This window comes from Nitrospirales bacterium, assembly GCA_031315865.1.
Classification (GTDB): domain Bacteria; phylum Nitrospirota; class Nitrospiria; order Nitrospirales; family UBA8639; genus JAGQKC01.
Genome location: JALDRJ010000002.1, coordinates 1391901 through 1406201 on the forward strand (window position 1 = coordinate 1391901; position 14301 = coordinate 1406201).

Annotated in this window: 14 protein-coding genes and 1 tRNA gene; 8 read left to right on the forward strand and 7 right to left on the reverse strand. The window is 50.5% G+C overall.

Annotation, left to right across the window (positions count from 1 at the left end; genetic code table 11):
- Positions 1 to 192: 192 nt before the first annotated feature.
- The 4 genes from MRJ96_06465 to MRJ96_06480 form a co-directional block, all read right to left on the reverse strand.
- Positions 193 to 266: transfer RNA gene (locus tag MRJ96_06465), tRNA-Gln, on the reverse strand.
- Between the two features lie 69 nt (positions 267 to 335).
- Positions 336 to 998, reverse strand: coding sequence for a class I SAM-dependent methyltransferase (locus MRJ96_06470; GenBank protein MDR4501077.1), 663 nt, complete (start codon positions 996 to 998; stop codon positions 336 to 338).
- Between the two features lie 10 nt (positions 999 to 1008).
- Positions 1009 to 1494: an MOSC domain-containing protein gene (locus MRJ96_06475; protein ID MDR4501078.1), complete on the reverse strand. Its 486-nt coding sequence runs from the start codon at positions 1492 to 1494 to the stop codon at positions 1009 to 1011.
- A 100-nt stretch (positions 1495 to 1594) separates the two neighbouring features.
- Positions 1595 to 2329 (reverse strand): alpha/beta hydrolase, encoded by a 735-nt coding sequence (locus MRJ96_06480; GenBank protein MDR4501079.1) that lies wholly within the window; start codon positions 2327 to 2329, stop codon positions 1595 to 1597.
- A gap of 124 nt (positions 2330 to 2453) precedes the next feature.
- Between MRJ96_06480 and MRJ96_06485 the strand changes: the two genes are divergently transcribed.
- The 4 genes from MRJ96_06485 (at position 2454) to MRJ96_06500 (ending at position 7534) form a co-directional block, all read left to right on the forward strand.
- Complete coding sequence (locus tag MRJ96_06485; GenBank protein ID MDR4501080.1) at positions 2454 to 3260, forward strand: symmetrical bis(5'-nucleosyl)-tetraphosphatase; 807 nt, start codon at positions 2454 to 2456, stop codon at positions 3258 to 3260.
- A gap of 317 nt (positions 3261 to 3577) precedes the next feature.
- Positions 3578 to 3907, forward strand: coding sequence for a hypothetical protein (locus MRJ96_06490; GenBank protein ID MDR4501081.1), 330 nt, complete (start codon positions 3578 to 3580; stop codon positions 3905 to 3907).
- A gap of 250 nt (positions 3908 to 4157) precedes the next feature.
- Positions 4158 to 5213, forward strand: a complete 1056-nt coding sequence (locus MRJ96_06495; protein MDR4501082.1) for an ABC transporter substrate-binding protein — start codon at positions 4158 to 4160, stop codon at positions 5211 to 5213.
- A 59-nt stretch (positions 5214 to 5272) separates the two neighbouring features.
- Positions 5273 to 7534 (forward strand): ATP-binding protein, encoded by a 2262-nt coding sequence (locus MRJ96_06500; protein MDR4501083.1) that lies wholly within the window; start codon positions 5273 to 5275, stop codon positions 7532 to 7534.
- Here the strand turns inward: MRJ96_06500 and MRJ96_06505 are convergent.
- From MRJ96_06505 to MRJ96_06515, 3 genes are all read right to left on the reverse strand, one after another.
- Complete coding sequence (locus tag MRJ96_06505; protein MDR4501084.1) at positions 7531 to 8946, reverse strand: sigma-54 dependent transcriptional regulator; 1416 nt, start codon at positions 8944 to 8946, stop codon at positions 7531 to 7533. The two genes, MRJ96_06500 and MRJ96_06505, sit on opposite strands and share 4 nt — an antisense overlap.
- 255 nt (positions 8947 to 9201) lie before the next feature.
- Positions 9202 to 10179: a hypothetical protein gene (locus MRJ96_06510; GenBank protein MDR4501085.1), complete on the reverse strand. Its 978-nt coding sequence runs from the start codon at positions 10177 to 10179 to the stop codon at positions 9202 to 9204.
- Positions 10172 to 10744, reverse strand: coding sequence for a D-sedoheptulose 7-phosphate isomerase (locus MRJ96_06515; GenBank protein MDR4501086.1), 573 nt, complete (start codon positions 10742 to 10744; stop codon positions 10172 to 10174). The genes MRJ96_06510 and MRJ96_06515 overlap by 8 nt, the downstream gene beginning before the upstream one ends.
- A 190-nt stretch (positions 10745 to 10934) precedes the next feature.
- On the opposite strand from MRJ96_06515, the gene MRJ96_06520 reads away from it, so the two are divergent.
- From MRJ96_06520 to MRJ96_06535, 4 genes are all read left to right on the forward strand, one after another.
- Entirely contained in the window at positions 10935 to 12197 is a 1263-nt protein-coding gene (locus tag MRJ96_06520; GenBank protein ID MDR4501087.1) for a TIGR02710 family CRISPR-associated CARF protein, read from the forward strand.
- Between the two features lie 24 nt (positions 12198 to 12221).
- Positions 12222 to 12602 carry a YbgC/FadM family acyl-CoA thioesterase gene (locus tag MRJ96_06525; GenBank protein MDR4501088.1) on the forward strand — a complete coding sequence of 127 codons (381 nt, stop codon included), beginning with the start codon at positions 12222 to 12224 and terminating at the stop codon, positions 12600 to 12602.
- A gap of 132 nt (positions 12603 to 12734) precedes the next feature.
- Positions 12735 to 13148, forward strand: a complete 414-nt coding sequence (locus MRJ96_06530; protein MDR4501089.1) for a transcriptional repressor — start codon at positions 12735 to 12737, stop codon at positions 13146 to 13148.
- A 55-nt stretch (positions 13149 to 13203) separates the two neighbouring features.
- Positions 13204 to 14280 carry a cytochrome-c peroxidase gene (locus MRJ96_06535; GenBank protein ID MDR4501090.1) on the forward strand — a complete coding sequence of 359 codons (1077 nt, stop codon included), beginning with the start codon at positions 13204 to 13206 and terminating at the stop codon, positions 14278 to 14280.
- The last annotated feature ends 21 nt before the right edge of the window (positions 14281 to 14301 follow it).

A 14301-nucleotide genomic window follows, 5' to 3' on the forward strand; every position in this document is an offset into this window, starting at 1 on the left:
GAAATTCTCGGGCACCGAGAAATTCAGACGACCATGCGTTACGCGCATCTTTCACCTGGCTACCTTCAAGATGCTGTGAACCGAGGAAGTTTATCTGGAATCGGGAGTAAAACCGGGAGTAAGCTGAGTCAGGAAGAAAAGACTAAGAGTGATGAAACTGCAGAAGTGCCTGAATCTAGAAGGGAAAAAGAATGGCTGGGGGACCAGGAATCGAACCTGGGTTCTCAGAACCAAAATCTGATGTCTTGCCCCTAGACGATCCCCCAACCAAAGGGCAGCTCCTACATTAAGGCTTGCAAGGGCTCGAGTCAAGATGTAAAAACGTTACGATGTCATCAGAAAACACGGCCTTCGACGATCCAATGTCGATCATCCGGTACGTCGATGAGAAGTCGGCTGAGATTGAGTTCGGCGAGGTGAGCCGCCACCTCGTCTTCGGTAAAAGCGGCCAGGAGAGAATTGTAAAAGTCTTGACGCAATTGCTCTGGCTCATCGGAGGCGTATTGATCGACGATCGCGTGTGCTTCTTCTGAGGATTCAGGTCGTATGAGATCCATGACGAGTACCGGCGCGCCTGACTTGGCGAGGGTCTTGATGGCGTACCAGAATTGAAGGGGGTTGGGGACATGGTGGGCGAGGCTGTTGGAAATCACGGCATCGGCAGGAGGGGATAGGGTGATGTCTTGAAAACGTTGGCAGTGGAGTTCGATCCGCTCGTTCAACGTGGCCGCGTTAACGGCTTGTCGCGCAATGTCGATCATAGGCTGGGAAGCATCAACTCCGGTGACTCGCAAGGTCGGGTGGGCCCTTACGAGCCGGATGAGGATGTCGCCAGGCCCGCACCCCAGGTCCAGGACATGCGCGTGGTCAAGTTCACGGCCATGGTTTTCTAGAAAACGATCGACGAATGTTTGATTTTCCTCAGCAAAATCGGCTGACGCATAGATTTGCGCCTGCTCTAAGTCATCCATTAACTCTGGCTCAAGAACGCGTTTCATGCCTGCTCCCTTATTGATTCCTGGTGTTCACACATACTGAATCGCCGTGATGGACTGTTCCTTCAGTCAGCACCTGGGCGTAGAGCCGGCTCCAGCCAGGGTGCATTTTCTGGGAAATCCGTTTGTAATTGTTGTCCCTGAACCAGCGGGCGTTATGGCGACAGGGTTCGGCATAGCCGGTAATGGCAATCTGAAGGCATGGCCCGATGCGCATGTGGTCTCCGGGCCGGAGTACTGACCAATCAAGACCGGCAATCGTCAGATTCTCCCCGGATGACCCGGGTTGAATGTCGTGACCTTCCGCACGAAGGTCGTCAAGCCTTTCGAGGGAGTACAGGCAAAGCGCGCGATCGGTTCCTCCGTGGATCTTTCGATTCTTTTGCCGGTCCCCCTCCAGGCCATTGATGGAAACGTAGGCCTTTTCCACCGCACACTTCGGTACCCCTCCATTCGAGATATTAATTTGATAGACATAGGTTCCGTCGTGATTGGTCATGATGTCACAGGCCGTGTTCGTAGGATGGTAATGGGCTTTCTTGAGGAGGGTCAAGCGTACGGTGAGTCGATATGGTGATAGATTCGTGACGGCAAAGGGCTTAGGGTACGACTTTCTGAATAAAGCTCAGCAGTCGTGCATAGTAGGCTTGTCCGCCTACCGATGGAACATCGTTATGTCCCGCCCCCTTTACGGGATACCAGATCTTTGGCCCTCGAGCGGTTTGGAACACTTGTTCTCCAAATTTTAAAGGAACAATGGTGTCGTGTTCTCCATGAATGACCAAGACCGGCAGGGAAATGTGGGAAAGCTTTTCCTCGAGGTTGAACGTCGAATCAACGAACCAACTTGCCGGTAAGCCCAAATAATGGTGGTCTGCCATCGATTGAATGGAGGGAAAAGCCCCTTCTAAAATGAGTCCCGCCGCTGAACGCTGGCGTGTCACTTCCGCAGCGATGGAGGTGCCGAGCGAACGTCCGAAGACGATGAGTCGTTCGGGAGCGATTGCCCTCTGGTTGATCAAAAAGTCATAGGCGGCCAAGGCATCCTGATAGAGTCCATTTTCCGATGGCGTGCCTGAACTTTTGCCGTACCCCCGGTAATCAAAAATCATGACCGAGACGCCGCGTCGATAAAACTCGGCGATGTTCATCAGACGATGACTGATATTCCCGGCATTGCCATGACACCAGAGAATCACTGGTCGCCCAGGCCCGGCATTCACGAACCACCCGAAGACACGTGTCTCTGAGCTCACTGACAGCCAGATGTCTTCAAGAGGCAGTCCGCTTAATTGCCTCCAGCTCCGTTCCGTCCATTCGGACGGTTGAAACACGAAAAAATTATCCAGCATGAAGAAGCGTCAGCCCCCAATCTTCTTCCAAAGACTTGTTTCCGGCTCGATATCTCGTTACCGTGTTCCCAAGTGTCCAATCATAAACCTTAATGTATGAGATGCGATGGCAATCTACGCAATCGGCGATGTCCAAGGCTGTTTTCGGGCGTTACGCAAATTAGTTAAACGCATAAAATTTGATCCTACCACTGATCGGCTCTGGTTTGTCGGAGATTTGGTCAATCGTGGACCGGATTCTCTGGAAGTTCTGCGATACATTAAAGATCTCGGGTCGGCCGCCGTCACCGTGCTTGGAAATCATGATATCCACCTCCTTGCGGTTTGGGCTGGGGTGGCCCGATTGCATCGCAAGGATACTGTAGGCCCGGTATTGTCCGCTCCAGACTGCGATGAATTGCTGACATGGTTGCGCCATCGTCCGTTGGTATACCGTGAGCATGACTATGTGATGTTGCATGCTGGATTGCTCCCCCAATGGACGATCGCGCAGGCAGAAAAGCTGGCACGAGAAGTCGAAGAAGCATTGCGGGGCGAAGCATTCGTGGACATGCTGCCCTTCATTTATTTTCGGGGTTCGCAGGCGTCATGGTCAACAGACTTGGGGCATCAGGATCGACTCAGTTTAGCCACGAATGTCATGACCCGGATTCGAGTCTGCACTCCGGAAGGAGAGCCGGACTTTTCTTTTAAAGGCCGTCCGAACGATGCCCCTCAAGGGTTAGTCCCATGGTTTGCTGTGCCTGGCCGAGCGACGGCTCGGGACACGATTATTTTTGGACATTGGTCGGCTCTAGGGCTGTTCGTGAAAAAAACGCTCATCGGGCTGGATGCCGGCTGCGTATGGGGCCAAGAGCTGATAGCTCTTCGGCTTGACGATCGAAAAGTTTTCCGCGCCTCTTGTTCCGGGTAGGTCGGTCGGGTCTTCTGGGAAGGGGGATTCCGCTTATTGCGCGGCCCGTCTTCTATCCCGTCTTTTATGTCTCCAGTTATGTCTGCAGTGTATCTGTTTCGATAACAAGTGTATCCATTTCGATTACATTTTCAGGAATGCTGAACGGAACTATCGTTCCTGTCCTGAAAATCACCTTTTCAGAGCCTTCTCTTTCGTGACCTCCCGTTCCGGGATTTCCGGCATCAGCTTTGCTTTACGTCCTTCTACAGCCATTTTGGCTCATTCATAAAACACTTTCATAAAAAGTCAGTTAGTCTCGAGAAAGGAGAGAATTGATGAAGCGAAAAGTTTCCAAAGCCCAACCTGCCCGCAAGCAGCGTCGAACCCGCTCGACTCCAGGCTCTTTGCCCGTGACGGAGTCTCAAACTTCATGGTCGGAAAATGTCAAGTTACACGGTATTCATTCCTCTGTCGCCAGGCGATGTCCAAAATGTACCGGACTCTTAATGGCGCAAGTCATTGATCTGACGACCGAAAACGACATACGATGCATTAATTGTGGATGGCAGCCGCAGTGGGGGACGCGAGTGGTGTCTGAAAGTGATGAGGTTCGATCCATTCGACGACTGACAGCAGAATTTTGTACATCCGGGATAGCCCCATGAATGGAAATTCCGTGTCTGTCTTCAGCATGGAGTGAGGCAAGTAATGAGCTTAGAGATCTGAGCCATCTCATGGTCTGGGAGTAGGATGTTCTGACGATACGTCATTCTCTTCGAGTTGACGCAAGGATGAGTCACTCCATGACGGATTCGAATCGGTGCTGGTGCTCATTTGTCCCGAATAGGGGGAAGAGTCCGGAGTTAAGCCGTTTGGGGTTGGACAATCCTGTGTATGAAACTAGGAGAGTCACGAGTGAATATCTCGCGTTGTGTCGAAGAAATACGATCCCGACGGTTATTTGAAAAACAGCTTAGCTTGTTCCTTATCAACCCTGACATTCGTCCCAGAAAAGGGGAGGTGATATCTCCTGCGCGCATTCGACATGCCCGGGCCTCTGTCGTGTCATGCGTCCTGGTATTCGTCGCATGTGTGGTCAGTCCGTCCCATGATTTGGCTTTTGCCAAAACCGTGGTCGTTCTACAGTCCTCAAACATTACTTCCTACAATCGAGCTGTCAAAGCTTTTCAAGAAAGCCTCCCGTCCTCACAACATGTTCACCAATTTTCTCTCGCCGGTGATTTCAAGAACAGCAACTCCGTGATTTCAAAAATTCGAGGGCTTGCCCCGGACGTCGTGGTTGCCGTGGGTTTGAAGGCGGTCCTGGTCCTGAACCAAGGGCTCCCTTCTGTTCCCAGTATATTTTGTATGGTCTTAGATCCCGGTAAATATCATCTGCCAAGATCGGACATGATTGGTATTTCCCTCGAGATTCCGTTCAAGGATCAAATGCAGTCGCTTCAAGAAGTCCTGCCGACTGTGAAGCGTGTGGGAGTGCTTTATAATCCCGAGAAAACAGGACGAATCGTCCGCGCGGCTTTACCTCAAGCTGAAGCTCTTGGAGTCGAACTCGTTTCACGAGAGGTTTCATCAGAAAAAGATGTTCCCAACTCACTGCGGGCGATCGTTCAGCACATCGATGCCTTGTGGCTCGTTCCTGACAGTACGGTACTGACTGCAGATTCATTCAATTTTCTACTAAAAACCACACTCGATGCCAACATTCCCGTCATGGGCTTTTCTCCGGATCTGGTGAGCAAGGGTGCTCTTCTCAGCACCCATTTCAGTTATGAAGATGTGGGGAAGCAGGCGGCTCAGCTTGCCATGAAAATCGCGCATGGGAGAAGGGTGAAAACGGGAATTCTCTACCCTCCGGAACCGTTACGCTTGGCGATCAATCTCAAAACAGCCCATTTTTTAAAAATCACCGTTCCTCCCAATGTCTTAATCAGGTTCCATGAAATGTATTAATTTCACCGAATTCAAGAATTCGAGATATGGATGTCTCAGCGCTACAAGGAAATCGTTTCTTGAGTCTTCGAACCAAACTCATCCTGTTTATCAGTTTAATCATTATCGGGGTGTGCACGGGATTGAGTTGGTATTTCGTCAATCAACAAACGCAATCGATGGAACAAGCATTAAGGAAAACCGGAACCATCCTGGTCAACAGCCTTGCGCATAATGGTCGGTATGGGTTGATTACGCAGGATAAGGTGTCTTTGAGTCAAGTCGTGGCAGGTGCGCTATCGGTTCAGGATGTCGTGTATGTGGTGATTACGGGGCCCCAGGGCGAGTGGTTGATCGCCAAGAGTAAAGGGATGTTGAACGCAATCGACCGTTTCACGAGGTCTGCCGATCATCCATTATACCCGAATCATGTGTTTGAAAACTCCGCTTTGACGAGTACTGGCGATCGTCCCATCATCACGATTTTTCGCGCACAAGATCAGCGGCTGCAGATGCCCGCAAACCGTGGCAAGGCTGGATCGATGCCAACAGAGGTGTTTGTTCCAGGGGAAACTCTGTATGACTTTGCGCTCCCTGTGAAACGGGACGTCAATTCTTCTCCCCAATTTGATCCCTTAACATTGGAAGCTCAAGAATCCTCTCTTTCCGGCGAAAGCGTTGATCAGACCCCTGAAGTGTATGGTGTGATACAGGTCGGCCTGACGAAATCGCACATGTTACAAACGGTCGATACGATGATTTGGAATGTTTCGGTCATGACGATCCTGATCATCATCGTCGGTATCGTGTTTACGATGATGTTAGCCAATCGGATCATTACCCCGATCCGGAAGTTGGCTAAAATGGCCAAGGAAATTGCCTCAGGGAATCTGCACACGTCCGTCATTCCACGATCTCGGGATGAAATCGGGCAATTGACCAAGAGCATCAATGATATGACCGTGTCGTTGAAGCAACGCGAACAGGCGATTTCCACCTATGTCGAGACGATCACGAGGCAGGTTTCACAGCTCTCAACGATCAATCAAACGACAGCAGTCATTTCTTCGAATTTGGATGTTGATCGTCTGTGGACCACAGTCCTGAATCTCTTGGTGGAAAACTTGAGCTATGCTCGAATGATTCTCGTCTACTATAAACCGGAGGAACAGGTGAGTGTCGTCTCCCAAATAACCGGTGTGTCAGAGCAGATGGAAGCGTTAGTGAAGAAGATTGAAATTCCAGTACACGACGATGGCGGGATTAGCAGTGATCTGTTGATCAAAGGAATTCCTGTATTGGTACAGGATATCGAGACTGTGGCTGACCGGTTGTATCCTGCCGTCTTGAAAGTCTGCCGAGAAATTGGGGTCCAATCGTTCATGGCTGCCCCATTAAAAAGTCAGGATCGTATCTTTGGATACCTTGGGACTGACTGTGGCGATAAGCCCTGCAAACAAGAAGATTTAGATGTTCTGATGACTATTGCCAACCATGTGGCCGTTGCCATCGATAATGCCCGTGCTTACCAACATTTGGGCCAATTCAACCAGATGCTCGAAGAACGAGTCCAGGAAAGAACGGAAGCCTTGCAGCAGGCCAACGAACGACTTCGGGAACATGACCGTTTGAAGTCGATGTTCGTATCCATTGCTTCCCATGAGCTTCGGACGCCGATGACATCGATGAAAGGGCTAGTCGACAATATGTTGGATGGTCTCACCGGAACATTAACTGAACGGCAATCCTTTTATCTGTCCCGTGTGAAACGGAATCTCGAGCGATTAACGCGTATGAGTAATGATCTTCTCGATTTATCGAAGATTGACGCCGGAGTGATGCAACTCAGTTGCACATCGTTTTCTGTCGAAGAATTGGCGCAGGAAGTCGTCGAGGTCTTGCAACCGGTGGCAAAGCAAACTTCATTAAATCTGATTTTTGACCAGGAATCCCCCCTACCGAAGATCTTGGGGGATCGCGATAAACTCGATCAGGTCCTGACCAATCTCATCAATAACGCCATGAAGTTTTCTGATCCTGGCTCAAGGGTCGAAATTGGGGGCAGGTTTCGCAGTGATGAAATGGTGGAGTTCTGCGTCAGTGACTCCGGTTGCGGAATTCCCTTGGATGAAATTCCTCACATTTTTGAGCGATTCTACCGCGGGGAATCCGTGGCCGTCGAAGCCAGCGGGTCGGGGTTAGGCCTTGCGATTTCGAAAAGCCTGATCGAACTCCATGGAGGCAAGATCTGGGTGGAAAGTAAAGTCGGGGAGGGCAGCCGTTTCTTTTTTACGTTGCCCGTCGTTCCGACTGTTTCGATTGGCTGGTCGAAACGAGGCTAAAGGGACGGAGGCTCAACGGAGATTTCCTTTTGTTTGAGCAGTCGTGAAAGGTACGTGCGTTGAAGTTGCAATAGATCGGCGGCTTTTGTCTGACTCCAGTTGCTTCGTCGAAGCGCTTGCTCAAGAATATGACGACTGTACTGTTCAATCGCATCATGGTACGGAAGATTTTCACCTTCTTGGAATGGATCAACTCCCCAAGGCCCCAAGCCTAACTGTTCAGGCACGATTTTATCATCCGTGCCCAGGACGACGGCACGTGCGATGGCGTTGCTTAGTTCTCTGATATTCCCCGGCCATCCATAACTTCGCATGGCACTGATGGTTTCCTTCGCGAATGTTCGTGGTGGCCGTTTCATTTCTCGGAGATGGAAGTCGAGGAAAAATTCAGCCAAGGGAACGATATCATCCGGTCGTTCCCGCAAGGGGGGTAAGGAAAGACTGACGACATTTAAACGAAAATACAAATCTTCCCGGAAACGCCCTTCTCTGACGGCTTGTTTGAGGTCTTTATTCGTTGCGGCCAGCACTCGAATATTCACTTTGACCAGACGATTCCCACCAACCCGGTGAAATTCATGATCCTGGAGCAGGCGTAGCAGTTTCGCTTGTAGCGTCAGCGGCATGTCGCCGATTTCATCCAGGAACAGGGTCCCGCCATCGGCCTCTTCGATCCTGCCTTTTTGACGAGAATCCGCACCGGTAAATGCCCCTTTTTCATGGCCAAACAGCTCGTTCTCGAGGAGCGTCTCATTTAACGCCACGCAATTGATGATACTGAACGGCATGGTCCGGCGCCCGCTCCATTGGTGAATGGAACGGGAGAAGAGTTCTTTGCCGGTCCCACTTTCCCCCAACAGCAGGACGGTTGCGTCAGAATTCGCGGCCCGTTGAGCGAGTTCGACGATGGACTGAATGCTCGCACTTTGACCGACGATCTGGTTATACCGGCTTTCCACTTCTGTTCGTAAGGATGTCACTTGTTGTTTCAATGCTTCTCGTTCGAGCGCTTTCTTGATGACGATCTCAAGGTGATCGAAGTCAATGGGTTTGGTCAAAAAGTCATAGGCTCCTGTTTTCATGGCTTCTACGGCATTTTCGATCGTGGCGTTGGCCGTCATGACGATGATGGGAAGATCGAGGGACTCTTTGTTTGTGGAAGACGTTGAATATTCCTTGGTCGGGTTGGGCGAGTGTATTTGCGGGAAGAGATGATGGAGAACTTCAAGCCCGGACATTCGCGGAAGAGACAGATCCAGCAGGACAAGATGCGGAGTTTCGAGTTCGATGCTATCAATGGCCTGTTTTCCGTCGGTCGCGGAAACGGTCGAGTACCCCTGGCCTTCTAAGCGGTCCATCAGCATCAATACGATATCCGGGTCATCATCTACGATCAGAATCTTCTTTTTCATGGCAGACTCCTCTTAATCAGTCATTAAGAGATTCTATAAGCAAGCGGCTAGCAAAGAAATACTGCAAAAAATAAGCCATTGGATTTTTATGGAACATTGAGTCGTTCGTTTTCGGTTCATTGACGATTCTCTGGGGCGATTCTCTGGACATGTTGGGAGGGGAAGGTCCGGAATAGAATTCTTGAATCCATTATCTCAAATCCCGGAATCCTGCCGCTCATGATCGTGGATGAGCATTGCGGGTTAGGAATCACATTAAGAGCCGATCTGCTCAATAATGGCTGCCGCTAATAAGGGCAACATGATTTCATGATGTCCGATGAGCGTATAGCCTCGTCCGCCTTTTTGAGTCGGACGCTTCACGACATTGGTCGCCGGACGGTAATGGTGAAGAAAGTCCATGTTTACCGTCGTGATGTTTTTTAGCGCACGGCCCAGGTTACGGCTCAACGTGACGGTTTTGAGAAAAACCTCCGGAAGCATCACCGCTGATCCAAGGTTGAGGTACACTCCGCCTTCCATGCGGGAGACCGTAGACGCGAGCAAGCGAAAGTCGATCAGCGAACTTCCTCCGATGGCAGCTCCATCCGCGGAAGGATGCATATGAATGATGTCCGCGCCCATCGCCACATGCACGGTGACCGGGATTCCGACTTGCACGCCAGTGGCGAGGAGGCTCATTCGACGATGCGGAAAAAGTTTGGGATGTCTGGTGATATATCGTCCCACGCTTTCCCCGATACCCTGTTTGGCTTCCCAGCCTTCACAAATCGCTTTGTTGAGTATTTTCCCTGTTTCTTCTGCCATTCCAAACCGACCGGAGTCAATTTCGGTGTCGACTTCTTCCGACGTGTGTCCCAGGTAAGCCAGCTCGAAGTCATGGATGATCACGGCCCCGTTCACGGCGATGGCGGTGATGATCTGTCGTTGGATCAGGTCGATCAGGATCGGGTTCAGCCCCACTTTGGTGGGGTGCCCTCCCATTCCGAATATGACCGGTTTCCCGCGTTCGCGTGCCCGGATAATGGCGCGGACCACCGCACGTAGCGATTGAACCGCTAAAAAATCCGGAAGAGAATCAAGAAAACTCCGGAAGTTCTTGCCTCGTTTCCACGATACCGCAAAATCTGAAATGTTGACCTTGCTGTGGCGCGAAGAAAGGGGATACGTCCGAACGTGTGAGAGGTTCAGTGGTTGAACGGTCGAACGGGGGGTGTGACGGTGTTTACGCAAACAGTCGCTCTTCGATGATTTCACAGAGCACGTGTCCGAGTGTGATGTGACATTCTTGAATTCGAGCTGTGACCGTCGACGGAACTTGAAAGCTGTAGTCCACAAGATCCATGAGTTGGCCTCCCGTTTGTCCTGTCCAGCCGACCGTGACGAGTCCTCGTTCCCGGGCCGTTTGAACCCCCTTGAGGACGTTTGGAGAATTGCCACTTGTACTGATCGCGATGGCGATATCCCCTTTTCGCCCCAGTGCTTCAACTTGTCGAGAAAAAATATCCGAATAGTCGTAGTCGTTTGCGATGCAGGTCAGGGCAGCAGAATCAGTCGTGAGGGCTATGGCCGGCAGGGCAGTGCGGTCACGTCTGTAGCGCCCGATAAATTCTGCAGCGATGTGGGAGGCATCAGTAGCACTGCCCCCGTTCCCGAATAACAGAACTTTATGGGTATCATTGAATGCGCGAATCAGGACTTGGGCGACCTCGATGATTTGTTCGGCGTAGATTTCAGCGAATTGACGTTTAATGCTGGCGCTCGCTTCAAACGCGTCGATGACCCACTGTTTCTCCATAAAAAAAGATTTTAGCAGGCTATTCTAAAAATTTCACATCTTTTGGAAAAGATTCCCCGACACTGAAAAGCGCTTAACTATTTCCTATACCCAACAAGAGATAAGATTCGCAAACATTCAGGCCGGTCAATCTACCCGTGTCTTCATCGTTATTGCTGCCTGGCCTCGGGAATGATATAGTCGGCACATTGTGAGTGTTGATGGGCCGGTGAAAGCCCTCCTTATCGCGATGGCGCAGAACTCTGCGCCTACGGTTTCTTCCCTGCAGCGCCTGTCCCCGGAGCGTTTGTGCTTTTTTCTTCCCGAATCCAGCATCAGCTTGATTGAGACCGAGGTTCAGCCTCACCTGTCGAAAATGCCCCAGAAGTGGGATTGGATCATCACCCCGAATCCAGAAAGTTTCGCAGACTCCCACCGGACATTGACCGAATCCTTACCAAAAATGTTGAAAGCCTGGAATGTGTCGCCAGGTGAACTCATCATCGATATTACGATGGCAACCCCGGCTATGGCTGGTGCCATGATTCTGGCGGGTTTTCCCTTTACCGCTAAAGTCATGAGGCTCGAGCCGACCTATCTTGAAAAACTCTCAGGTCCCGATGTTGAAATGGTGGGAGAAACTCCTGGAGTTTGGAGTCAGAGTAATCCGTGGGATGAGGAAGCCCTCGCCATCCGTCAAGAAGCAGCGGGATATTTTAACCAGGGTTCATATCGTGTGGCTGGGCGGCTATTTCACCGGTTGGAAATGCGGGTGAGCGGGAGCTTCAAGCCTCTGTATCGAGCGTACGTCGATATCTCGGACGGGTATCACCACTGGCACGTGTTTCACTACCGGCAAGCATGGGAAAAATTGAAGAACGGGGTTAAGGCACTCGACTTGGCCGCGGCCTGGGGCGGTCCGCCAGGGACGAATGCCTTCGTGAAGTCTGTCAAAGAAAACCTCCGCTTTCTAGAGCAGATTGTCTTGGATCCCTCTGAGGTGAAAACAAAACTGGTTCATGATTTGTTGGCCCAGTCCAAGCGCCAGATTGACCAGCGTCAGGATGTGGAAGTCGGGGCTCGTCTTCTCCTTCGTGCGATGTCGGCATGTGCGCAGGGCCGTTTATTTCATACTCATCGGATCAAGAGCTGGGATGTGAGTCTTAATGACGTTCCGCAATCTGTTCAGGAACAGGTCCGGCAGCGATATGTGAGTGAAGTAGACGGAAAGTATCAGCTTCCGATGCTCGCTCAATTCCATGTGTTGCAAGCATTGGAAGATCCTATCGGAAGTGCTTTCGAGAAGCACTGGCCTCAAATGAAATCGCTTATCGATGCCACGGATCACGCCGTGTTAGGCAATGGGTTCGAGCCCATCAAGGTTGAGCGCTGGCGCCAATTCTATGAGGTAGCTTTAAAGGTAATAGACGTTGAAGAACGGGACCTTCCACAATTTCCCTCTCTATTGTTCTGATGCTCTGAGCTGTTCGTTCTAGGCATGAATATTCGAATTTATTACGAAGACACTGATTGTGGTGGAGTGGTCTATTATGCCAATTATCTCAAGTATTTTGAGCGGGCACGGACCAACTACCTGGAAGAACGAGGTCTGTCCGTTTCGGAATTGAAGAAGCAGGGAACGGAATTCCGGGTCACGCATGCAGAAGTTCACTATAAATCCGCAGCGGTCTATGGCGATGAACTTGATATTCAGACGGCTCTTGTCATCAATCGTCGTATCTCCTTGATCTTTTCTCATGTGATTCGCGAGACTCATTCTCGTCGCATCGTGGTTGAAGGATCGGCGACATTAGTCGGCGTTGATACACAAGGAAAAGTGAAGCGCCTGAATCCCGCCTTGCTTCAGGAGTTATCTTAACAAACATAAACCCTTTCAATGACAGAATTCGTGGGCAACATAAGCAGGGTGTTGAAGGACGATCTAGGTTCTTGACATGGTTTATATTTAGAATTATTCTAAATATAGACTTCTTTTAAATTATAAGGGACTATGCTTGATTCACGGGCGATAGCGGATAAACTCGAACAGGCTGGGGTGCAGGCGACAGCCCAGCGAATCGCCATCTATCAATATCTTTTGAACGAAGCTGACCACCCGACGGTCGAAGATATCAGAGCATGGATCGATAAGCATTTTCCTAAAATGAGTCGAGCGACAGTGTACAATACATTGAATCTCTTGGTCAGGGCGGGATTAGTCCAGGAGGTTCGAGTCCCCGATACTTCAAGGGTGATGTACGATTCGAACATGATCCATCATCATCATTTTCTCGACGAAGAGACGGATGAGCTTATCGATGTTGATTCCGATTTAATCGATGTTCAGCCAAGGCTGACAAAAGACTTCCACATCACACAGGTACAGGTCTTGCTTCGTGGAAACAGACGAAAAAAAAGGCCGTGAAAGAAACCTTGACTTGACAAACAATCAAAGCCATTACTGGCTGAAAGGAGATGTCATGGCATATCGGAGTTGTATGGCGAGGAAGTATGATGAAAAAAGATTCCCCGATACCGGCTTGTTCTTTTCCTTAATGTTCATCGCTACCTTAAGTTTCATGAGCCCTGCGTTTGCCGAGGGAACGTATGAGCTGAAACTTCCGTTGGGCCTCAGGCAGGATGCGGTCGTTATTCCAGAAGACAATACATTGACTCAAGAAAAAATTGCATTAGGGAAACTGCTATTCTTCGATAAACGTTTGTCCAAGAAAAACAGTATCGCCTGCGCGACGTGTCATATCCCCAGTGTCGCTTTCACGGACGGACAGCCCGTTTCAACCGGAATCGATCGCCTTCAAGGCGGGCGTAGCGCCCCGACGGCGATCAACCGGCTATTCAGTTCGGCGCAGTTTTGGGATGGTCGGGCTCCCAGTCTTGAAGATCAGTCGATCGGGCCTTTTGTCAATCCCGTCGAGCATGGGTTCAGGAACCATCAAGAACTCGTCGACAAGGTGAAAAGCATCCATGGCTACGCGCCTCTCTTTGAAAAGGCATTTGGAGCAGCAGGGATCTCCAAGGAAACGATAGGCAAAGCGATCGCCAGTTTTCAACGAACGCTATTGTCGGGAAATAGCGCATTTGACCGGCATAATTCCGCCCAGGATGAACGGGCTCTGTCCGCCAGCGCCCAAAGAGGATTGTCTATCTTTAGAGGCAAGGGGTTGTGTTTTACGTGCCATTCCGGACCAAACTTTACGGATGAAAAATTTCACAATCTAGGCGTCGACTGGGACACCGATCATATTGACCTCGGACGGTATGCGGTCACGAAGAAGCCGTCGGATATCGGCGCCTTTAAGACGCCCACGTTGCGAGAGATCTCACGAACCGCGCCGTACATGCATAATGGCCGTCTTGCGACCTTGCGGCAGGTCATCGATTTCTATGATCAGGGTGGAATCGATAATCCGCACAAGGATCCGTTAGCGCAGCCCCTGAAGTTAAGCGAGGCCGAGAAAAAAGATTTGATGGAGTTTTTGTTATCGTTAGATGGTGAGGGTTGGCAGGTAGCGCCACCGACGGATTTCCCGGAGTGACGAACATCCGAATTGAGAAGA

Bases quoted from the DNA above. Each gene is read 5' to 3' on its own strand.
- MRJ96_06470 (MDR4501077.1), bottom strand. From the start codon at position 998: ATGAAACGCGTTCTTGAGCCAGAGTTAATGGATGACTTAGAGCAGGCG.
- MRJ96_06475 (MDR4501078.1), bottom strand. From the start codon at position 1,494: ATGACCAATCACGACGGAACCTATGTCTATCAAATTAATATCTCGAAT.
- MRJ96_06485 (MDR4501080.1), top strand. From the start codon at position 2,454: ATGGCAATCTACGCAATCGGCGATGTCCAAGGCTGTTTTCGGGCGTTA.
- MRJ96_06490 (MDR4501081.1), top strand. From the start codon at position 3,578: ATGAAGCGAAAAGTTTCCAAAGCCCAACCTGCCCGCAAGCAGCGTCGA.
- MRJ96_06505 (MDR4501084.1), bottom strand. From the start codon at position 8,946: ATGAAAAAGAAGATTCTGATCGTAGATGATGACCCGGATATCGTATTG.
- MRJ96_06515 (MDR4501086.1), bottom strand. From the start codon at position 10,744: ATGGAGAAACAGTGGGTCATCGACGCGTTTGAAGCGAGCGCCAGCATT.
- MRJ96_06525 (MDR4501088.1), top strand. From the start codon at position 12,222: ATGAATATTCGAATTTATTACGAAGACACTGATTGTGGTGGAGTGGTC.
- MRJ96_06530 (MDR4501089.1), top strand. From the start codon at position 12,735: ATGCTTGATTCACGGGCGATAGCGGATAAACTCGAACAGGCTGGGGTG.
- MRJ96_06535 (MDR4501090.1), top strand. From the start codon at position 13,204: ATGGCATATCGGAGTTGTATGGCGAGGAAGTATGATGAAAAAAGATTC.